Below are 20179 nucleotides of genomic sequence, written 5' to 3' on the forward strand. Positions count from 1 at the left end.
GGTTCTTTAAGGTAAGGAGGTGATCCAACCGCAGGTTCCCCTACGGTTACCTTGTTACGACTTCACCCCAGTCATGAATCACAAAGTGGTAAGCGCCCTCCCGAAGGTTAAGCTACCTACTTCTTTTGCAACCCACTCCCATGGTGTGACGGGCGGTGTGTACAAGGCCCGGGAACGTATTCACCGTGGCATTCTGATCCACGATTACTAGCGATTCCGACTTCACGGAGTCGAGTTGCAGACTCCGATCCGGACTACGACATACTTTATGAGGTCCGCTTGCTCTCGCGAGGTCGCTTCTCTTTGTATATGCCATTGTAGCACGTGTGTAGCCCTGGTCGTAAGGGCCATGATGACTTGACGTCATCCCCACCTTCCTCCAGTTTATCACTGGCAGTCTCCTTTGAGTTCCCGGCCGGACCGCTGGCAACAAAGGATAAGGGTTGCGCTCGTTGCGGGACTTAACCCAACATTTCACAACACGAGCTGACGACAGCCATGCAGCACCTGTCTCACGGTTCCCGAAGGCACAGTCTCATCTCTGAGACCTTCCGTGGATGTCAAGACCAGGTAAGGTTCTTCGCGTTGCATCGAATTAAACCACATGCTCCACCGCTTGTGCGGGCCCCCGTCAATTCATTTGAGTTTTAACCTTGCGGCCGTACTCCCCAGGCGGTCGACTTAACGCGTTAGCTCCGGAAGCCACGCCTCAAGGGCACAACCTCCAAGTCGACATCGTTTACGGCGTGGACTACCAGGGTATCTAATCCTGTTTGCTCCCCACGCTTTCGCACCTGAGCGTCAGTCTTTGTCCAGGGGGCCGCCTTCGCCACCGGTATTCCTCCAGATCTCTACGCATTTCACCGCTACACCTGGAATTCTACCCCCCTCTACAAGACTCTAGCATGCCAGTTTCGAATGCAGTTCCCGGGTTGAGCCCGGGGATTTCACATCCGACTTGACACGCCGCCTGCGTGCGCTTTACGCCCAGTAATTCCGATTAACGCTTGCACCCTCCGTATTACCGCGGCTGCTGGCACGGAGTTAGCCGGTGCTTCTTCTGCGGGTAACGTCAATGGCTGCGGTTATTAACCACAACCCCTTCCTCCCCGCTGAAAGTACTTTACAACCCGAAGGCCTTCTTCATACACGCGGCATGGCTGCATCAGGCTTGCGCCCATTGTGCAATATTCCCCACTGCTGCCTCCCGTAGGAGTCTGGACCGTGTCTCAGTTCCAGTGTGGCTGGTCATCCTCTCAGACCAGCTAGGGATCGTCGCCTTGGTGAGCCGTTACCCCACCAACAAGCTAATCCCATCTGGGCACATCCGATGGCAAGAGGCCCGAAGGTCCCCCTCTTTGGTCCGAAGACGTTATGCGGTATTAGCTACCGTTTCCAGTAGTTATCCCCCTCCATCAGGCAGTTTCCCAGACATTACTCACCCGTCCGCCACTCGTCAGCGAAGCAGCAAGCTGCTTCCTGTTACCGTTCGACTTGCATGTGTTAGGCCTGCCGCCAGCGTTCAATCTGAGCCATGATCAAACTCTTCAATTTAAGTTTGATGCTCAGAGAATTAAACTTCGTAATGAATTACGTGTTCACTCTTGAGACTTGGTATTCATTTTTGCCTTTCGGCATTTAAGAATCCGTATCTTCGAGTGCCCACACAGATTGTCTGATAAATTGTTAAAGAGCAGTGCCGCTTCGTTTTTCGCTGCGGCGCGGGGTGTGCATATTACGCTTTCCCGCTTCAGAGTCAAGCGTTAATTTCGCTTTTCTCTGCTGAAGTTCCCGGAGGAGCCTCGCTAACCGGTCGGCTTGTTTGCCGTTGTTCCGTGTCAGTGGAGGCGCATTATAGGGAGTTATTCCGGGCTGACAAGCATAAATTTAAAAAAACTTATCGACTGCCTGTTTTTCATTCTTATCGCTTATTTCAGCGACGCATTGTCGGATAATTGGGCGATTTCCCGCGCAAAAACCGCCGCCTGGTTCCAGTCGGTATAGACCACTTCTTTACGGGTATCCGTTTCACCCCCGGTCATCTTCATAATCAGGCGGATCATCATACGGTCATACCAACGGTAATGAGGGTAACGTAGCGCGCCCGCAAAGACCGCGCACAATGTCGGTTGCCACGGCGAGCTGAGGAGAAACTTGCGGGTATAACTGTTGGTTTGCGGCGTACGCTTCTCGGCTTTACGCGCCACCAGATTCACCGAGAAGAAAGCGCCCGGCAGTTTCTCAAGCGCCTGCAGATGCTTTTTAATAAAACTTTCCAGCGCCGGATGATAGTGTCCATAACGAATGGAAGCGCCAATCACTACCCGATCATAGAGCGCCCAGTCAATGTCATCCGTGCGGTTAAGATTGACCAAATCAGACCAGATGCCCTGCTCTTTAAGTTCAGACGCAATAAAAGCGGCAATCTCGCGCGTTTGCCCATCTCTCGTCGAGAACAGAATCAATGTTTTCAATGCATACTCCAGTTAATCACGCCAGAACGTCGGGGTAAAAAGCACCAGTAACGTAAAGACTTCAAGTCGACCGAACAGCATGTTGGCGATCAATATCCATTTCGCGACCGGGTTCATGCTGGCAAAGTTATCCGCCACCACGCCAAGTCCGGGTCCGAGGTTATTCAGTGTGGCAACCACCGAGGCGAAGGCTGAGAAGTCATCCACGCCGGTCGCAATGATCGCCAGCATACTGACAATAAAGACCAGCGCATAAGCGGAGAAAAAACCCCACACCGCTTCAAGGATCCGCTCCGGCAGCGCCCGGTTGCCTAACTTAATGCTATAGACGGCATTCGGATGCACCAGACGCTTCAGTTCCCGGTTTCCCTGTTTAAACAGTAGCAGGATACGAATCACTTTCAGGCCGCCGCCGGTAGACCCCGCGCAACCACCAATAAAAGCAGAGCACAGCAACAGCACTGGCAGGAATAGCGGCCAGCGAGCAATACTGTCTGTGGTGAACCCCGCCGTCGTCGCCATTGACACGACCTGGAAAAAAGCCTGGTTCAGCGTCGTCACCGCTGCGTTATACACATCGTGAAACCACAGCACCAGGGTACAAATCACCACCAGCGTCAGCTGGACGCCAATAAACATGCGAAATTCCGGATCGCGCCAGTAAACCTTCAAATTTCGCCCGCTTAGCAGGGAAAAGTGCAGACCATAGTTACAGCCGGAGATCAGCAGGAAGATAGCAATAATGGTATTAATGGTGGGGCTGTCAAAATACCCCACGCTGGCGTCATGGGTGGAGAAGCCCCCGATGGCGATAGTGGCGAAGCTATGCCCAATGGCGTCGAAGGCGGGCATCCCGGCGAACCACAGCGCCAGCGCACAGGCCACCGTCAGTAAAACGTAAATCAGCCATAGCGTTTTCGCCGTTTCAGCAATACGCGGGCGCATTTTATTGTCTTTTAGCGGCCCCGGCATTTCGGCGCGATAAAGCTGCATTCCCCCGACCCCCAGGATCGGCAGGATAGCCACCGCCAGCACAATGATCCCCATCCCGCCGAACCATTGCAGCATTTGCCGGTAGAAAAGAATACCGTGAGGTAAGGAATCCAGCCCAACCAGCGTGGTCGCGCCCGTCGTTGTGAGGCCGGAGAAAGATTCAAAGAACGCATCGGTGACGGTCAGATTAGGCCGTTCAGAGAAGATAAAAGGTAAGGCACCGACGCTTCCCAGCACCGTCCAGAAAAGCACGACGATCAGAAACCCTTCACGCGACTTCAACTCGCCTTTTTGCCGACGGTTGGGCCACCACAGCAAGGAGCCAATGGCCAGCGCGACAAAAAAGGTCTGGGTAAATGCCCGACCGGCCCCATCGCGGTAAATCAGTGCTACCAGTCCGGGGAGGATCATTGTCCCCGAAAACAAGATAACCAGTAGTCCAACGATTCGGGTAATGGCGCGAAAATGCATCTCTGCCGCTTCCTGTGATAGTAAAAATAAGGTGGGGATTATTCTTCAATCGCTAACAATTGCAATGAACCACGGCTAAAATCCGCCAGCCTTGCTGAAAATTCATTCACGTTCGCATAAGGAAGCGCTACTCGCAGCATCACAACAGCCTGATACTCGCTGCTGACGATGTTACCGGCAAACTGCCCTAACAAGGTTTCTATTCCGGCCAACTGACTATATTCACACTGCAAAGTATATTCGGTTAATGGCGTCTTGCGCTGCGTCGTTAACTGCCGCAATGCCTGACTCACGCCACCGCCATAGGCCTTTACCAGCCCACCCGTTCCGAGAAGAATGCCGCCGTAGTAACGCACCACCACGGCAGTAATCTCTCCGACACCGCAGCCCATCAGTTGCGCGAGCATCGGTTTCCCCGCCGTTCCCGCTGGTTCACCGTCGTCTGAAAAGCCCAGCTGCTGTGAATCATCCGGCGCACCGGCGACCCATGCTACGCAATAATGGCGCGCATCCGGATGTGCAGCGCGCACGGACTCCACAAAGGCTTTCGCCGCCTCAACGCCGTCCGTATGGGCGAGCAACGTAATGAAGCGGCTTTTTTTGATCTCTTCAGCGATGCTCAACGGTGCCGCCGGGATTAACCAACTGTCCATTACGCCAGTTTCAGATCCCGCGTCATATTTTCAACATGGTTTTCATGGATCACCACGTTGTCTTCGATACGAATGCCGCCGAACGGTTTGAGCGCTTCGATTTTCTGCCAGTTGAAATGCTTACTGAACTGCCCTTCACGCCACGGCGCTAACAGCGATTCGATGAAGTAAATCCCCGGCTCAATCGTCAGCACCATGCCCGGTTGCAGCACGCGAGTGCAGCGCAGATACGGGTATTTCGACGGCGCGGCGAGATGAGTCCCGGAGTCATCCTGCATAAAGCCAGCGACATCATGCACCTGCAATCCCAGCGGATGCCCAATCCCGTGCGGCATAAACGGTCCGGTCAGATCGTTTTCCACCAGCGCCTCTTCACTCATATCCATAAGGATTTGGTGCTTACGCAGAATTTTGGCGATGCGTTGATGGAACTGAAGATGATAATCCACGTAGCTAACGCCCGCTTTCATGGTGGCAATCAGCGCCAGTTGCTCATCATTCACATCTTTAATCAGCTGCGCATAGTCGTTATCACTATTCGCCGCCCAGGTACGCGTAAGGTCAGCCGCGTAGCCGTTATATTCCGCGCCAGCATCCAGCAGGAAACTGCGCATTTCAGACGGCGCATGGTGATCGAGTTTAGTGTAATGCAGCACAGACGCATGCTCATTTAGCGCCACGATGTTGCTGTAAGGCACGTCAATATCGCGATGACCCGTCGCCGTCAGATAGGCGATATTGATATCAAACTCGCTCATGCCGGAGCGGAAAGCCTCTTCTGCCGCACGATGCCCGTTAACCGCCGTTTTTTGCGCTTCGCGCATGCAGGCAAGTTCATAGTCGGTCTTATACGCACGATGGTAATGCAGATAATCAACTACCCCTTTCGGGTTGATATTGCTGGCAGCAATATCCAGCCCCAGCGCGCGCTCTGGAACCGGGCCGATATAACCCAGATTACCGCGCGCAGCAGGCAGCTGGCTGCCAATGCCGTCCGCCTTCGGGAGGGCAATGACCTCTATCTCTTCTGTCCAGAAGGAGGTCGGCAGCGGTTCCACGTTGTGCCAGTAATCGACCGGCAGGTAAAACCACAGCTTCGGTTTATTAACGCCATCCACCAGTAGCCAGCAGTTTGGTAACTGAGTGACCGGCACCCACGCCTTGAATTGCGGGTTAACCTTGAACGGGTACGGGTGATCGTCAAGGAAGACATTAAACAGTTCACCGGAATGAATAAGCAGCGCATCGAGCTTAAAGCGTGCCATTACGTCGCGGGTACGCTCCTGCAACGTAACGATATGATTTTTATAAAGTGTAGCCAGTGAGTCCATCTCGTTATCCTTCAAAATTTAGCCCCTGATCTTCGCATCTTAACACACCTCATAAAGGCTGGGCGATTTCGCATGAGCGTGATCACGCCAGCAATTTCTTAATGATTAATTTGCATTTTATTAACATAAAATCCACACTCCGCTTCATCTGGTATGACCAGATCCCTTCGCGGATTCAGGAGACTGACATGCTTTACAAAGGCGACACCCTGTACCTTGACTGGCTGGAAGACGGCATCGCTGAACTGGTGTTCGATGCGCCCGGCTCGGTAAACAAACTCGACACTGCGACCGTCGCCAGCCTCGGCAAGGCGCTGGACGTGCTGGAGCAACAAAAAGATTTAAAAGGGCTGCTGCTCAGTTCAAATAAAGCGGCTTTTATCGTGGGTGCTGATATCACCGAATTTCTCTCGCTGTTCCTCGTCCCGCAGGAGCAGTTAAGCCAGTGGCTACGTTTTGCGAACAGCGTCTTTTGCCGTCTGGAAGATCTCCCGGTTCCCACCCTTTCCGCCGTCAACGGTTATGCATTAGGCGGTGGCTGCGAATGTGTGCTGGCAACCGATTATCGCCTCGCCACGCCTGACCTGCGCATCGGCCTGCCGGAAACCAAACTGGGCATCATGCCGGGCTTTGGTGGTTCCGTACGCCTGCCCCGTCTGCTGGGAGCCGATAGTGCGCTGGAAATTATCGCCGCCGGAAAAGATGTCAGCGCCGATCAGGCGCTTAAACTCGGGCTGGTCGACGGTGTAGTGAAAACCGAAAAACTGCGTGAGGGAGCCATTGCCATTCTGCGTCAGGCGATTAACGGCGATCTGGACTGGAAAGCCAAACGCCAGCCGAAACTGGAGCCGCTGCATTTAAGTAAAATTGAAGCCACCATGAGCTTTACCATTGCCAAAGGCATGGTGATGCAGACTGCGGGGAAACATTATCCGGCCCCCATCACCGCCGTAAAAACGATCGAAGCGGCTTCCCGGCACGGTCGGGATGAAGCGCTGGAGCTGGAGAACCAAAGCTTTGTCCCGCTGGCCCACTCCACCGAGGCGCGCGCGCTGGTCGGCATTTTCCTCAACGATCAATACGTGAAAGGAAAGGCGAAAAAGCTGACCAAAGATGTCGAGACGCCGAAGCAGGCAGCCGTACTGGGCGCGGGCATCATGGGCGGCGGCATTGCGTATCAGTCGGCCTGGAAAGGCGTGCCGGTCATCATGAAGGATATTAACGAGAAGTCGTTGACCCTCGGGATGAATGAAGCTGGCAAGCTGCTGAACAAGCAGCTTGAGCGCGGCAAAATCAACGGCCTGAAGCTGGCCGGGATCATTTCCACTATCCAGCCAACGTTAAATTACGCCGATTTTGAACGTGCCGATGTTGTCGTCGAAGCGGTGATTGAAAATCCAAAGGTGAAGAAAGCGGTGCTGGCAGAAACGGAAGAGAAGGTTCGTCCGGATACCGTTCTGGCCTCTAACACCTCGACCATTCCGATTAGCGAGCTGGCCAGCGTGCTGAAACGCCCGGAAAACTTCTGCGGTATGCACTTCTTTAACCCGGTGCACCGGATGCCGCTGGTCGAAGTGATTCGCGGCGAGAAAACCTCTGACCAGACCATTGCCAAAGTGGTGGCCTGGGCCAGCAAAATGGGTAAAACGCCGATTGTGGTCAACGACTGCCCCGGCTTCTTTGTTAACCGCGTCCTGTTCCCCTACTTCGCCGGATTCAGCCAGCTGCTGCGCGACGGCGCGGACTTCCGCAAAGTCGATAAAGTGATGGAGAAACAGTTCGGCTGGCCGATGGGCCCGGCCTACCTGCTGGACGTGGTCGGCATTGATACTGCGCATCACGCCCAGGCCGTCATGGCCGCGGGTTTCCCGCAGCGGATGCAAAAAGATTATCGCGATGCAATCGACGCGCTGTTCGAAGCCAACCGTTACGGGCAGAAAAACGGCCTCGGTTTCTGGCGCTATAAAGAAGACAGCAAAGGTAAGCCGAAGAAAGAAGAAGATGATGCCGTCGATGGTCTGCTGACCGACGTCAGCAAAGCGAAGCGCGATTTTAGCGACGACGAGATTATTGCCCGCATGATGATCCCGATGGTCAACGAAGTGGTGCGCTGTCTGGAAGAGGGCATCATTGCCAGCCCGGCGGAAGCGGATATGGCACTGGTCTACGGTCTCGGCTTCCCGCCGTTCCACGGCGGCGCATTCCGCTGGCTGGATACGCTTGGCAGCGCAAAATACCTTGATATGGCCCAGCAATATCAGCACCTCGGTTCGCTGTATGCCGTGCCGGAAGGTCTGCAACAGAAAGCGCGCCAGAACGAACCGTACTATCCCCCGGTTGAGCCTGCCCGTCCGGTTGGCGAGCTGAAAACGGCTTAAGGAGTCACAATGGAACAGGTTGTTATTGTAGATGCAATTCGTACCCCGATGGGGCGTTCCAAAGGGGGCGCGTTCCGCCATGTGCGTGCGGAAGATCTCTCGGCACATTTAATGCGTAGCCTGCTGGCGCGCAATCCGGCTTTAGAGGCCAGCGCCCTGGACGATATTTACTGGGGCTGCGTGCAGCAAACGCTGGAGCAGGGTTTTAACATCGCCCGCAACGCCGCGCTGTTAGCTGAAATCCCCCACTCCGTTCCGGCGGTGACCGTTAACCGCCTGTGTGGTTCGTCGATGCAGGCGCTGCACGACGCGGCGCGAATGATTATGACCGGCGATGCGCAGGCGTGCCTGGTGGGTGGCGTGGAACATATGGGCCATGTACCGATGAGCCACGGGGTCGATTTCCATCCGGGCTTAAGCCGCAACGTCGCCAAAGCGGCGGGCATGATGGGCCTGACGGCAGAGATGCTCTCCCGTATGCACGGCATCAGTCGTGAAATGCAGGACCAGTTCGCCGCGCGTTCCCATGCCCGCGCCTGGGCCGCCACGCAGTCCGGCGCATTTAAAAAGGAAATCATCCCCACCGGCGGTCACGATGCCGATGGTGTGCTGAAGCAGTTTAATTACGATGAAGTGATCCGCCCGGAAACCACGGTTGATGCTCTGTCAGCATTAAAACCGGCATTCGACCCGGTCAGCGGCACAGTTACCGCAGGCACCTCTTCTGCCCTTTCTGACGGCGCAGCAGCCATGCTGGTGATGAGCGAAAGCCGCGCCCGCGAACTGGGCCTTACGCCTCGCGCCCGCATCCGCTCCATGGCGGTTGTCGGCTGCGATCCCTCTATCATGGGCTACGGCCCGGTTCCGGCTTCAAGGCTGGCGCTGAAAAAAGCGGGGCTTTCGACCAGCGATATCGGTCTGTTTGAGATGAACGAAGCCTTCGCCGCGCAGATCCTGCCATGCATTAAAGATCTGGGATTGATGGAGCAGATCGACGAGAAGATCAACCTCAACGGCGGCGCAATCGCCCTGGGCCACCCGCTCGGTTGCTCCGGAGCACGTATCAGTACCACGCTGTTGAATCTGATGGAACGTCAGGACGTGCAGTTTGGTCTGGCAACGATGTGCATCGGGCTGGGTCAGGGGATCGCGACGGTGTTTGAGCGGGTTTAACCTCTGTTTCTGGCCGGACGACCATGCCGGATGATGACGCTAAAAGGTCTTATCCGGTATGAAACACAGCATTGTTCCGGCAAAAAGGTTTAGTTGCTGTTTTCCCGCCTGTCAGGGGCGGGCTTTTTCACTTTAAAAGTAGCGATAGTGTCCCACAATGCGCCAGCTAAACAGCACATTCTCCAGCTGTGCACCCGACCCAATATTGTGAACCACCAGCGGCGTCCCGTCCCGCGCCCGTTCATCAGCAACAATCCCAATATGGGCGAGGCCGTTATCGAGCCGCCATGAAACGATATCACCGGGAAGGTAATCCGCCTGACTATCGCTTACCGGCTGAGATTTATGATGGCGGGCAAACCAGGTTTCCAGATTAAATACTCGCCGATGGTCAATATTGGTATCGGGACGAGTCAACTTCCACTTTTGCGGATAGGCGGAAAAGTGCGCCTTCATATCGTCATGCACTAACTGCTGTAAATCGACCTGCTGACTCCGCAAGGCGCGGATCACCACATCGGCACAAACGCCACGCTCCAGCGGCACATCACCGCCGGGATAGCTGATTCGGCTGTAAGCAGGATCGTAAAACAGCGTCTTTCCCACCTGCTGTTTAGCGCTGCTGGCAACCGCCAGATTAGTAGCCGACACTGGCGGCAACGCCACCGGTACTCCCTCTACTGTTGGCGAGAATAATGTCTGACTTGCCAGACCGCCAACCAAAATTATCGCGACGATAAACGCTTTATGCATTGCACTCCTCCCTGAACAATCTGCGTAATATGGACCCTTTGTACGTCAGAGTCCCGCTTTTTCAGTGCTGCCGCGCATCACCAGACTGACGGGAAGCAGTTGATTATCTTCCTTAGTTCCTTCAAGCAAAAGCCGCACCGCTTCGCGTCCCAGCTGTTGTTTATCAACGGCGATAGTGGTTAACGGCGGCGACGCCCATGCGGCGGAATCAATGTCATCAAAACCGACCAGCGCAATATCTTCAGGAATACGTAATCCGCGTTCGGCACAGAGACGCATTACCACCAGCGCCGCGGCATCGTTATAGGCGAAAATCGCATCCGGCGGTTCAGGGAGATCGAGAAGCTCATTGACTGCCTGAATAAGTGACTGCTCGGTATCCAGCAGCGGCGGCGCAATGGCTTCATAGTCAGGTGGCATCAGCATTTGCGCATCGTACAACGCTTTCCGATAGCCTTTTTCGCGCTGGCGAATACTGTAGTGCGACAACGTGCTCGCCAGAAACGCAATACGCCGTCTTCCCTGCGCAATAAGATGGCGGGTGGCTAATTCACCTCCCAGCATATTATCCGGGTTAACACACGGTAGTCCCGGTGCCCAGGAATCCGCCAGCACCAGCGGCAGCTTCATTTGCTGTAATAAGGCCAGAAGCTCCGGTTCGAAGAAGCCCGCGCAAATCAGCGCATCGGGCTGGTGCAGCATCACCTGTTCACTCACCGCGTCGCCAGGGCCAATTGCCAGAAAGCTCAGTGCAATGCCTTTGTCGCGACAGCGATCTTCAATACCCAGCAATAGCTGCGAATAGAACGGTAGCGCGCGGCTGATGTTGTGCTGGCGGTGAAGTAAAAACAGGATGCGTTTTATTTTTTCGCTGCGCAGGCGGGAAAAATCATAGCCCTGCTGCTCCGCCACCGAAATAATACGCTGGCGCGTCTCTTCGCGTAAACCGGACTGGCCTTTCAGGGCGCGAGAAACCGCGCCCACTGACACGCCGCAGGCTTCCGCGATATCTCTGATCCGTACCGGCTTAGTCATTCATTACTCGTTGTTGAGATTCTCGACGATGCCGCCCCAAGCCAGGCCGCGCCACGCACGCCGCTGCTGTCGCCGTGGCTGGCACGTAAAATTGGCGTATTACACTGACGGCCAAAAACGTAATTCGCCACTCGCTGTTGCAAACCCGTATAGAGCATATCAATGTTCGACACGCCGCCACCCAGCACAATCACGTCAGGGTCGATCATATTAATGATGCTGGCTAAAGCGCGGGCAAGCTGATCGCCATGCCGCTGCCATAATCCGATTGCCTGTTCGTCACCTGCGCCTACCTGCCTGATGATCTCAGGTACAGCAGCGTGTTTATTAAACATGCTGTGGTACTGACGCTCCAGCCCGCTGCCGGAAATAAAGCTCTCAATACAGTTGTAATAGCCGCAATAGCAGAGCGCTGATTCGCCATCCGCGTTAGCATCATAGCGAGGAAGCGCGTTATGCCCCCACTCTCCCGCGCAGGCGTTCGGCCCCGTAATTAAACGCTGATCCACACAAAGCCCGCCGCCGCAGCCAGTACCAAGAATAACGCCGAACACCACGCCATACCCTTGTCCGCTTCCGTCCATCGCTTCTGACAACGTAAAGCAGTTAGCGTCGTTGGTAATGGTCACCGGGATCGCTAAAGTTTGTTCAAGATCGCTGGCGAAAGGTTGTTGGTTCAGCACCAGAATATTGGAGTTTTTAATCAGCCCGCTGGTGGGATCAACCGCGCCAGGGACACCGATGCCAACCGTTAAAGGGGGAGGAAATGCAGCCTGCGCCAGACGAATAATCCCGACGACCGACTGAAAAAAACTCGCATAGCTCTGTTTTTGCGTCGCGTAACGTTCCCGATAGCAAATCGCTCCATGATCGTCCAGAACGACGGCTTCGATTTTTGTACCACCAATATCCAGTCCTAATTTCATCGCTAATCCTCAGCTTATGGCAAAACAGCAGAATGAGGATTTTGTTTACTATACGCAATTGTGAAAGGGTAAACGGAGGGAGTAAAAATTGTTATTTGCGCAGAGCCTCACACTTTTCGGCGAGACAAAAGCGAGCGATACACAAGATGAGCACTGGAGGTGTTTACTATATAGTTAAAAACCGGGAAAACGCCGTCTTCCCGGTATCGCGATCAGATAAACGCAAAGGCATCGCCAAACAGGCGATCTTCGCGCGCGCCGCGTTCATTACAAAACAGATCGCGGGCAATTTTCGCCATTTCGAAACGACCGGCGATGTAGATATCGTGCGCGGCCAGCGAGCCATGATCCTGAAGCACGGCGGTCAACACCGTACCGGTACGCCCGCGCCAGTTTTCTTCCGGTTGTTCCACCACCGCTTCAATCCGCAGATTGGGATGACTGACGGAAAGCGCTTCCAGCTCGGACAGATCGTAAAGATGCTTCTCTTCACGCCCGCCCCAGTAAATAGTGATGTGGCGATCCGGATTCTGTGCCAGCGCGGTAAGCAGGATAGAGCGTGCATAGGAAAAGCCCGTTCCACCGGCGATCAGGATCAACGGACGATCTTCATCCTCGCGCAGCCAGGCTTCGCCATGAGGAATATCGATAACGATATTTCGCTCTTTCAAAATGCGATCCATAACGGCCATCGCGTAGAGATTCAGCTCCGAGGCACCGATATGCAACTCGATAAACTCTTTTTCAGACGGGGTAGAAGCCATGGAGAACGGACGTTTGTCACGTTCATCCATAACGACCATCAGGTACTGGCCTGCGCGAAAGGAAAACGCGGTTTCCGGCACCAGACGGACGCGATACACAGTGTCGGTGATCGCTTCCACCGAGGTCACTTTACAGCTTAAGGTTGTCATGGTTTCCCTCTGTCGGGTCTATACTCGTCACATTTCAGGTTGCAGGTGAATGGCGATATGCCACTCTGATTTACCGTCCGGGGTTAGCTTTTGCTTTCAGTAAAAATAGCCAGTTCATCCCAGATGGCATCAATACGTGCCGTTACGTCTGGATCTTTTTTAATGGGTCTTCCCCATTCGCGCTGCGTCTCACCCGGCCATTTATTCGTCGCATCCAGGCCCATTTTTGAGCCGAGACCAGAAACCGGAGAGGCAAAATCCAGATAATCAATTGGCGTGTTTTCTACCAGTACCGTATCACGGGCTGGGTCCATACGGGTAGTGATCGCCCAAATCACATCGTTCCAGTCGCGGGCGTTAACGTCATCATCGCAGACAATAACGAACTTGGTGTACATAAACTGGCGCAGGAAGGACCACACGCCCATCATCACGCGCTTCGCGTGACCGGCATACTGCTTCTTCATCGTCACCACCGCCAGCCGATAGGAGCACCCTTCCGGCGGCAGGTAGAAATCGACAATCTCCGGAAACTGCTTTTGCAAAATTGGCACAAAGACTTCATTGAGCGCGACGCCCAGTACCGCCGGTTCGTCTGGCGGACGTCCGGTATAAGTGGAGTGGTAAATCGCATCTTCACGCTGGGTAATATGCGTGACGGTAAAGACCGGGAAGTTATCGACCTCGTTATAGTAGCCTGTATGGTCGCCATAGGGACCTTCCGGTGCCATTTCACCTGGCTCGATATAGCCCTCAAGCACGATTTCCGCGCTGGCGGGCACTTCGAGATCGTTTGAGATACACTTCACCACTTCGGTTTTCGTGCCGCGCAGCAGGCCGGCAAAGGCGTATTCAGAGAGCGTATCGGGAACCGGCGTAACTGCGCCGAGGATAGTCGCCGGATCGGCACCCAGCGCCACTGAAATCGGGAAGCGCTCGCCCGGATGGGCGGCACACCACTCCTGATAATCCAGCGCGCCGCCGCGATGCGACAGCCAGCGCATAATCAGCTTATTTTTACCAATCAGCTGCTGGCGATAAATGCCTAAATTCTGCCGCTCTTTATGCGGGCCGCGAGTGACCGTCAGCCCCCAGGTGATTAGCGGCGCGGCATCTTCTGGCCAGCAAGTCATAATCGGAATACGTGACAAATCGACCTCTTCGCCCTGAAACACCTTTTGCTGACAGGGCGCGCCACGCAGACGTTTCGTCGGCATATTCAGCACTTGCTTAAACTGCGGCAGCTTATCGAACAGATCGCGAAACCCTTTCGGTGGTTCCGGCTCTTTCAAAAAGGCCAGTAACTTACCGACCTCGCGCAGCGCCTTAACGTCCTGCTGGCCCATGCCCATCGCCACGCGCTTAGGCGTGCCGAAGAGATTGCACAGCACCGGCATGGTGTAACCTTTTGGATTCTCAAACAGCAGCGCAGGCCCGCCCGCCCGCAGCGTGCGGTCGGCAATTTCGGTGATTTCAAGATGAGGATCGACCGCAAGCGTGATGCGTTTAAGTTCACCCTGCTGTTCCAGCAGCGTCAGAAAATCGCGTAAGTCGTGGTATTTCATGGCGTCAGTATGGCCTCTTTGTCAGCGGTTTATTATACGGCCTAAGGCAGGGGGATGCTGTATTTTTGTTAAATTAGGGTGAATTCTGATCTTGCTAACAATCAGCGGGGATTATAATTAACTTAAGGGCGTCCTTTTGTTATGCTTGCGCCCCGGATTAGCGGAATAGAGCCATTATGCAAGCCTGGTATTTACTGTACTGCAAACGCGGACAACTTCAGCGCGCTCAGGAGCATCTCGAACGCCAGGCGGTAAACTGCCTGACGCCCATGATCACCCTGGAGAAAATAGTGCGTGGCAAGCGTACCCCGGTGAGTGAGCCTTTATTCCCCAACTATATGTTCGTTGAGTTCGATCCGGAAGTTATTCATACCACTACCATTAACGCCACGCGCGGCGTCAGCCATTTTGTCCGTTTCGGCGCAAAAGCGGCGACCGTTCCCTCGGCGGTAATTCACCAGCTTTCCATCGCTAAGCCTGAAGGGATCACCGATCCAGGTACGCCTTACCCTGGCGACAGCGTGCTCATCACCGAAGGCGCATTTGAAGGGCTGGAAGCGATTTTCACCGAGCCTGACGGCGAAGCCCGCTCTATGCTGCTGCTGAACCTGTTAAATAAACAGGTCATGCACAGCGTGAAAAATACCGAATTCCGCAAGGTCTGACGCTTAAAACTGTATTCCAAATAAAGCCCGGACATTGGCGTCAGTGATACTTTCCAGCGTGTCTGAGGTTTCGCCGCGCCAGTACGCCACGCGTTCGAGAATGTGCTTCAGCAGCGCGGGTTCGTTACGCCGGGAAGCAGGTTTCGGCCGGATATCGCGCGGCAGTAGCCAGGGCGCATCGGTCTCAATCATCAGCCGTTCTGCGGGAATAAAAGGCAGTAGCTCCCTGAGTTCCAGCCCGCGTCGTTCATCGCACACCCAGCCGGTGATGCCGATATACAGCCCCCGATCGATACACTGCTGCATTTCCTCGCGCGTCCCGGTAAAACAGTGAACGACTGCGCCCGGCAGCTTATCCAACCAGGGTTCCAGCAAGGTCATAAAACGTGAATGCGCATCGCGGCAGTGGAGAAATACCGGCATTGCAAGTTCAGCGGCCATCGCCAGTTGCGCGCTGAATGCGGCTTCCTGCGCCTGCGGCGTGGAGTAATTGCGGTTAAAATCCAGCCCGCATTCGCCCATCGCCACTACTTCCGGCTGCGATGCCAGCGCGTAGATAGCGTCAGCAACTTCAGTATTCCAGCTACTGCTGTCATGAGGATGTACGCCCGCAGTTGACCAGCAATTGACCAGTTCCCGCGCCATCCGCTGCGCCTGCTCGCTTTCATGCTGGTTGGTGCCGGTCAGCAGCATCCCGCTGACGCCTGCGTCCCGCGCGCGGGCCACAACCTCTGCGTAGTCTTTCGCAAACTGCGAACTGGTAAGATTCACCCCGATATCAAACATCGTTTTCCCCAAAAACAAACCGCCCTGAACGGGCGGTCAAATCGTTGATAAAGAGCTTCTCAGGGGAAACGCCGGGATTGGGTTCCCGGAGGGAGGCCCAACCCGGCGGTCGCCCCGATATCCACGGACGATTTGTCATCAACCTTAGCGCCCTAAAATTACTCTTCGCTTTCAGCTTCCTGCGCGGCATCTTCATCGCGGGTACGCCGTTTGCCGACGTAAAAACGCGAGAAGAACAGGCCCACTTCAAACAGGCAGTACATCGGAATTGCCAGCAGCGTTTGCGAGAACACATCCGGCGGCGTCAGCAGCATTCCCACTACAAACGCGCCGACCAGTACGTAGGGACGCTTGGCGCGCAGATCGTCCGGCGTTGTCACCCCTAACCAGCAGATCAGGATAATGGCAACCGGCACCTCGAAGGCGACGCCGAAGGCCATAAACAGCGCCATGACAAAGCTCAGGTAGCTACTGATATCCGTCGAGACCTGCACACCTTCCGGCGCGGTATGCGTCAGGAAACCAAACGCCAGCGGAAATACAACGAAATAGGCAAACGCCATCCCGATGTAAAACAGCAGCGTACTGGAAACCAGCAACGGCATCACCAGACGGCGCTCATGCTTATACAACGCAGGCGCAACAAAGGCCCAGACCTGATAAAGGATCACCGGTGCGGACAAAATCACCGACACCATAAAGGTCAGCTTAATCGGCGTGAAAAACGGCGACGCCACATCAGTAGCAATCATCGTGGCACCCAGCGGCATTTGCTTAATCAGCGGTGCGGACACCAGGTAGTAAATTTCATTGGCAAAAGAAACCAGTGCCAGAAAAATGACAATAACAGCAATAATGCTGTTAAGCAGGCGCTTGCGCAGCTCAATCAGATGCGCAATAAGGGGTTGAGTGTCTTCTACGGCCATGTTTACGCTTTATCACTTGAAGAAGAAGATGAGTCAGAAACGGGTGCCGCAACCGGTTTTTTGGTGAGCGTTACAGCAACGTCAACATTTTCCACGGCAGGTTCCTGCGGGGATTGCTCCTGGGCGCTGGCCTGATTTTCTGCCGTCGCAGGCGTGACGCCTTCGTGCTGCGCTTCGTTACCTTTTACCAGCGGGTTATGGATGGTATGGGCTTCGTCACTCTCTTTCTCGGGATCGTGAGCGCTGTAAGAGCGTTTCATGGATTCCGCGGCTTCACGCAACTCATCCATTGAAGCTTTTAATTCAGGCGATAAGTTGTTGAGGCTGGCCTTTTCCACTTTCTTCAGGCTGTCCTGAAGCTCCTGGAGCTTTAACTCCTGAGCCAGTTCGTTCTGCACCGTAGAAGCCAGCGAGCGCAGCGCACGGATCCAGCCGACCACCGTTTTGACGGCCACCGGCAAACGCTTTGGCCCAAGAACAATCAGGCCAATAACGAATACCAGCAGCAGTTCACTAAAACCAATATCGAACACGAATTACACCTGCTTGTCGTCGTGGCGTTTGATCTCTTCCTTCCTGGCCTCTTCCTGTTTTTCCGCGAGGGTTTTGGTCGAGAAGTCTGCATCCTGAGCCGGTGGCGTCTTCTTCTCATCTTCATCGCTCATGGCTTTCTTAAAGCCTTTGATCGAGGAACCCAAATCAGAACCCAGCGAACTCAGTTTTTTGGTACCAAACAGCAGCACCACAATAACGACGATAATCAGTAACTGCCAGATGCTAATACCACCCATACAAAACCCTCAATGACAAACTCGCAAGGTGACGAGTGTGAATAAATAAGCAGATCGCATTATACGCCAGGCGCTTTTGCGATCGCGATGCGAAATTTAGCGCGTTTTGCGCCAGCCGATAAGCCATATCACAAGGCCACCAGCGATAAGCCAGGCGGGCATCATTTCCCAGTCAGGCCGATTAATCAACAGCAGCGTACCACTGAGAATCAACGTGGCTCCCATTCCAAACAAATAGCGGGATTGTCCTTGCCGCACGTGATTGACCTGAAGCTCCACAGCGATTTTATCAACACTATGTTGCAATTGTTTGTGCTGACGCAGGCTGTTGTAAATCAGTTCAGGTATTTCCGGCATTTTTTCGATCCAGAACGGCGTTTTCTCTTTGCACGCCCGGATCAGCGAAGGAATGCCCACCTGATCTTTGATCCACGTTTCAAGGAAAGGTTTCGCGGTTTTCCATAAATCGAGCTGCGGATAGAGCTGTCTGCCCACCCCTTCGATATACAGCAACGTTTTCTGTAGGAGGACAAGCTGCGGCTGAACTTCCATATTAAAACGGCGCGCCGTGTTAAACAGGTTCAACAGCACGTGGCCAAACGAGATTTCGGCCAGCGGCTTCTCGAAGATAGGCTCGCAAACGGTACGGATCGCAAACTCAAACTCTTCCACGTTGGTGTCTGGCGGTACCCAGCCGGAATCCACGTGAAGCTCAGCTACCTTACGGTAATCGCGGTTAAAGAAGGCGATGAAATTCTCAGCCAGATAACGCTTATCTTCTTTGTTAAGCGACCCGACGATGCCGCAGTCAATGCCGATATACTGCGGATCTTCAGGATGGTCGTAACTCACAAAAATGTTACCGGGATGCATATCCGCATGGAAAAAACTGTCGCGAAAGACCTGGGTAAAGAAAACCTGCACGCCGCGCTCGGCCAGCAATTTCATGTTGGTGCCGTGCTGCTCAAGCTGGGCAATGTCAGAAATAGGGATGCCGTAAATACGCTCCATCACCAGCATATTCTGGCTACAGTAGTCAGAATACACTTCCGGCACGTACAGCATGCGGCTATCTTCAAAATTGCGGCGCAGCTGGATAGCATTCGCCGCTTCACGCAGCAGGTCCAGCTCGTCGATCAGCGTCTTCTCATACTCACGCACCACTTCCATCGGGCGCAGGCGACGACCATCGGGTAACAACCGTGGCACCCAACGTGCCAGCCGTCGGATAAGCTTCATGTCGGCTTTGATGACCGGCAGAATATCCGGGCGGATCACCTTGATGACCACCTCTTTGCCGTTCTCTTTAAGCCGCGCCGTATGCACCTGAGCAATCGATGCCGAGGCCAGCGGGTTGATATCGAAATCGTCAAACCACGTTTCTACCGGCAGATCGCCCATCGCTTTTTCAATCTGTTGTTTAGCCAGCACGCCGTCAAAAGGCGCGACCTTGTCCTGCAACATCGCCAGTTGATCGGCGATTTGCGGCGGGAAGAGGTCACGGCGGGTTGAGAGCATCTGCCCGAATTTAATCCATACCGGCCCCAGCTCCTGTAACGCCAGGCGCAGGCGTTCACCTAACAGCCGGTCTTTGTGACGGTTGGGCATCCAGAACAGCGTGCGCCGCCAGAGTCTCAGCGGCAGCGTAAGGCGCATTCTTGGGATCAGCTCATCGAGCCCGTAGCTCAAAAATGTCTGGATGATAAAATACAGGCGGCGAACTTCACCTGGGGTCATTTGTCCTCCAGTTTTTCCAGCCGTGTCATCAGATTCGTCGCCGAACGTTCGACGGCAGCGACTTCTTCAGCAAACCACGCCACTTCCAGCGCACCCGGTGCCAGACGCCACTCTTCCGTCAGCGCATCAGCCACATAGCGCTGCTGGCGCTGCACGCTACGATTCAGAAAGGTTGCCCCGCGGCGTAAAAAGCGACTGACGCCTTCGGCAGCAATATCGCCTGTCCACGGAGCCAGCAGCTCCGCCAGGTCGAACTCGGCCAGATCGCTCAAGGCGACAAAATTTTGCACCACCTGAATATCGCCGTTCACTTCCAGTTCACCGCTGCGGATAAGCGCGGTAAGCTGCTGGCGGTCGCGCAGTTTTGGCAGCACGTTCAGACGGGTAATCACCGTACAGTCCGCCTCACCTTCCCACTCACCCAGCACATCAATCTGACGTTCGCTGAAACTGAGCACCAACGGCGAGGAGAACTCTTGCAGCACAACGCGTAATACTTTTCCCTGTAGACGCTGGCGGGCAGGTTTCAGACCGCGTTCACGCCACAGGAACGCGTTGAGGACATTTTCGATACCCGCAGTGATTAAGGGTTTAAACGGCATTACGCT

18 protein-coding genes and 1 rRNA gene are annotated in these 20179 nt (G+C 54.5%); 3 read left to right on the plus strand and 16 right to left on the minus strand.

Features of this window, described 5'->3' with window-relative positions:
- Positions 1–12: 12 nt before the first annotated feature.
- The 5 genes from INT84_RS22880 to pepQ all read right to left on the minus strand — a co-directional run bounded on the left by INT84_RS22880 (position 13) and on the right by pepQ (position 5922).
- Positions 13–1554, minus strand: a 16S ribosomal RNA gene (locus INT84_RS22880).
- A 374-nt stretch (positions 1555–1928) separates the two neighbouring features.
- On the minus strand, positions 1929–2474 hold the full coding sequence (gene hemG / locus INT84_RS22885; RefSeq protein WP_194208607.1) for a menaquinone-dependent protoporphyrinogen IX dehydrogenase: 546 nt from the start codon (positions 2472–2474) through the stop codon (positions 1929–1931).
- Positions 2475–2486: 12 nt separating this feature from the next.
- Positions 2487–3938, minus strand: a complete 1452-nt coding sequence (trkH, locus tag INT84_RS22890) for a Trk system potassium transporter TrkH (RefSeq protein WP_176917628.1) — start codon at positions 3936–3938, stop codon at positions 2487–2489.
- A gap of 38 nt (positions 3939–3976) precedes the next feature.
- Complete coding sequence (locus INT84_RS22895; protein ID WP_194208608.1) at positions 3977–4591, minus strand: IMPACT family protein; 615 nt, start codon at positions 4589–4591, stop codon at positions 3977–3979.
- A complete protein-coding gene (gene pepQ, locus INT84_RS22900) occupies positions 4591–5922 on the minus strand; it encodes a Xaa-Pro dipeptidase (protein WP_194208609.1) in 1332 nt (443 codons plus the stop codon). The genes INT84_RS22895 and pepQ overlap by 1 nt, the downstream gene beginning before the upstream one ends.
- Positions 5923–6110: 188 nt before the next feature.
- On the opposite strand from pepQ, the gene fadB reads away from it, so the two are divergent.
- Both fadB and fadA read left to right on the plus strand, forming a co-directional pair.
- Entirely contained in the window at positions 6111–8300 is a 2190-nt protein-coding gene (gene fadB / locus INT84_RS22905; RefSeq protein WP_194208610.1) for a fatty acid oxidation complex subunit alpha FadB, read from the plus strand.
- 9 nt (positions 8301–8309) lie between these two features.
- Positions 8310–9473: an acetyl-CoA C-acyltransferase FadA gene (fadA, locus tag INT84_RS22910; RefSeq protein WP_194208611.1), complete on the plus strand. Its 1164-nt coding sequence runs from the start codon at positions 8310–8312 to the stop codon at positions 9471–9473.
- Between the two features lie 132 nt (positions 9474–9605).
- Here the strand turns inward: fadA and INT84_RS22915 are convergent, their stop codons facing one another.
- The 5 genes from INT84_RS22915 to ubiD form a co-directional block, all read right to left on the minus strand.
- Positions 9606–10226, minus strand: a complete 621-nt coding sequence (locus INT84_RS22915; RefSeq protein ID WP_194208612.1) for a DUF1287 domain-containing protein — start codon at positions 10224–10226, stop codon at positions 9606–9608.
- A gap of 45 nt (positions 10227–10271) precedes the next feature.
- The gene (locus INT84_RS22920; RefSeq protein WP_194208613.1) at positions 10272–11261 is read right to left on the minus strand and encodes a LacI family DNA-binding transcriptional regulator; all 990 of its coding nucleotides are present in this window, start codon (positions 11259–11261) and stop codon (positions 10272–10274) included.
- Complete coding sequence (locus INT84_RS22925; RefSeq protein ID WP_194208614.1) at positions 11258–12187, minus strand: ROK family protein; 930 nt, start codon at positions 12185–12187, stop codon at positions 11258–11260. The genes INT84_RS22920 and INT84_RS22925 overlap by 4 nt, the downstream gene beginning before the upstream one ends.
- A gap of 212 nt (positions 12188–12399) precedes the next feature.
- Positions 12400–13101, minus strand: coding sequence for an NAD(P)H-flavin reductase (gene fre / locus INT84_RS22930; RefSeq protein WP_194208615.1), 702 nt, complete (start codon positions 13099–13101; stop codon positions 12400–12402).
- A gap of 83 nt (positions 13102–13184) precedes the next feature.
- The gene (gene ubiD, locus INT84_RS22935) at positions 13185–14666 is read right to left on the minus strand and encodes a 4-hydroxy-3-polyprenylbenzoate decarboxylase (RefSeq protein WP_194208616.1); all 1482 of its coding nucleotides are present in this window, start codon (positions 14664–14666) and stop codon (positions 13185–13187) included.
- A gap of 176 nt (positions 14667–14842) precedes the next feature.
- Here ubiD and rfaH point away from each other — a divergent pair, with 176 nt between their 5' ends.
- A complete protein-coding gene (rfaH, locus tag INT84_RS22940) occupies positions 14843–15331 on the plus strand; it encodes a transcription/translation regulatory transformer protein RfaH (protein WP_176917618.1) in 489 nt (162 codons plus the stop codon).
- Positions 15332–15334: 3 nt separating this feature from the next.
- On the opposite strand, the gene tatD is transcribed toward rfaH, so the two are convergent.
- From tatD to INT84_RS22970, 6 genes are all read right to left on the minus strand, one after another.
- A complete protein-coding gene (tatD, locus tag INT84_RS22945; RefSeq protein ID WP_194208617.1) occupies positions 15335–16117 on the minus strand; it encodes a 3'-5' ssDNA/RNA exonuclease TatD in 783 nt (260 codons plus the stop codon).
- A 158-nt stretch (positions 16118–16275) separates the two neighbouring features.
- Positions 16276–17043 (minus strand): Sec-independent protein translocase subunit TatC, encoded by a 768-nt coding sequence (tatC, locus tag INT84_RS22950; protein ID WP_176917616.1) that lies wholly within the window; start codon positions 17041–17043, stop codon positions 16276–16278.
- A 2-nt stretch (positions 17044–17045) separates the two neighbouring features.
- Positions 17046–17576: a Sec-independent protein translocase protein TatB gene (gene tatB, locus INT84_RS22955; RefSeq protein WP_194208618.1), complete on the minus strand. Its 531-nt coding sequence runs from the start codon at positions 17574–17576 to the stop codon at positions 17046–17048.
- A 3-nt stretch (positions 17577–17579) separates the two neighbouring features.
- Positions 17580–17834 (minus strand): Sec-independent protein translocase subunit TatA, encoded by a 255-nt coding sequence (gene tatA, locus INT84_RS22960; RefSeq protein ID WP_194208619.1) that lies wholly within the window; start codon positions 17832–17834, stop codon positions 17580–17582.
- Between the two features lie 96 nt (positions 17835–17930).
- Entirely contained in the window at positions 17931–19571 is a 1641-nt protein-coding gene (ubiB, locus tag INT84_RS22965) for a ubiquinone biosynthesis regulatory protein kinase UbiB (protein WP_176917613.1), read from the minus strand.
- Positions 19568–20173 carry an SCP2 domain-containing protein gene (locus INT84_RS22970; RefSeq protein ID WP_194208620.1) on the minus strand — a complete coding sequence of 202 codons (606 nt, stop codon included), beginning with the start codon at positions 20171–20173 and terminating at the stop codon, positions 19568–19570. Before INT84_RS22970 ends, ubiB begins: the two co-directional genes overlap by 4 nt.
- Positions 20174–20179 lie beyond the last annotated feature (6 nt).

The organism is Superficieibacter sp. 1612_C1, assembly GCF_015234305.1.
Lineage (GTDB): Bacteria > Pseudomonadota > Gammaproteobacteria > Enterobacterales > Enterobacteriaceae > Superficieibacter.

Coding starts and splice junctions, on each gene's coding strand:
- trkH (WP_176917628.1), bottom strand. CDS start 3,938: ATGCATTTTCGCGCCATTACCCGAATCGTTGGACTACTGGTTATCTTG.
- INT84_RS22895 (WP_194208608.1), bottom strand. CDS start 4,591: ATGGACAGTTGGTTAATCCCGGCGGCACCGTTGAGCATCGCTGAAGAG.
- pepQ (WP_194208609.1), bottom strand. CDS start 5,922: ATGGACTCACTGGCTACACTTTATAAAAATCATATCGTTACGTTGCAG.
- fadB (WP_194208610.1), top strand. CDS start 6,111: ATGCTTTACAAAGGCGACACCCTGTACCTTGACTGGCTGGAAGACGGC.
- fadA (WP_194208611.1), top strand. CDS start 8,310: ATGGAACAGGTTGTTATTGTAGATGCAATTCGTACCCCGATGGGGCGT.
- INT84_RS22915 (WP_194208612.1), bottom strand. CDS start 10,226: ATGCATAAAGCGTTTATCGTCGCGATAATTTTGGTTGGCGGTCTGGCA.
- INT84_RS22920 (WP_194208613.1), bottom strand. CDS start 11,261: ATGACTAAGCCGGTACGGATCAGAGATATCGCGGAAGCCTGCGGCGTG.
- INT84_RS22925 (WP_194208614.1), bottom strand. CDS start 12,187: ATGAAATTAGGACTGGATATTGGTGGTACAAAAATCGAAGCCGTCGTT.
- fre (WP_194208615.1), bottom strand. CDS start 13,101: ATGACAACCTTAAGCTGTAAAGTGACCTCGGTGGAAGCGATCACCGAC.
- ubiD (WP_194208616.1), bottom strand. CDS start 14,666: ATGAAATACCACGACTTACGCGATTTTCTGACGCTGCTGGAACAGCAG.
- rfaH (WP_176917618.1), top strand. CDS start 14,843: ATGCAAGCCTGGTATTTACTGTACTGCAAACGCGGACAACTTCAGCGC.
- tatD (WP_194208617.1), bottom strand. CDS start 16,117: ATGTTTGATATCGGGGTGAATCTTACCAGTTCGCAGTTTGCGAAAGAC.
- tatC (WP_176917616.1), bottom strand. CDS start 17,043: ATGGCCGTAGAAGACACTCAACCCCTTATTGCGCATCTGATTGAGCTG.
- tatA (WP_194208619.1), bottom strand. CDS start 17,834: ATGGGTGGTATTAGCATCTGGCAGTTACTGATTATCGTCGTTATTGTG.
- ubiB (WP_176917613.1), bottom strand. CDS start 19,571: ATGACCCCAGGTGAAGTTCGCCGCCTGTATTTTATCATCCAGACATTT.
- INT84_RS22970 (WP_194208620.1), bottom strand. CDS start 20,173: ATGCCGTTTAAACCCTTAATCACTGCGGGTATCGAAAATGTCCTCAAC.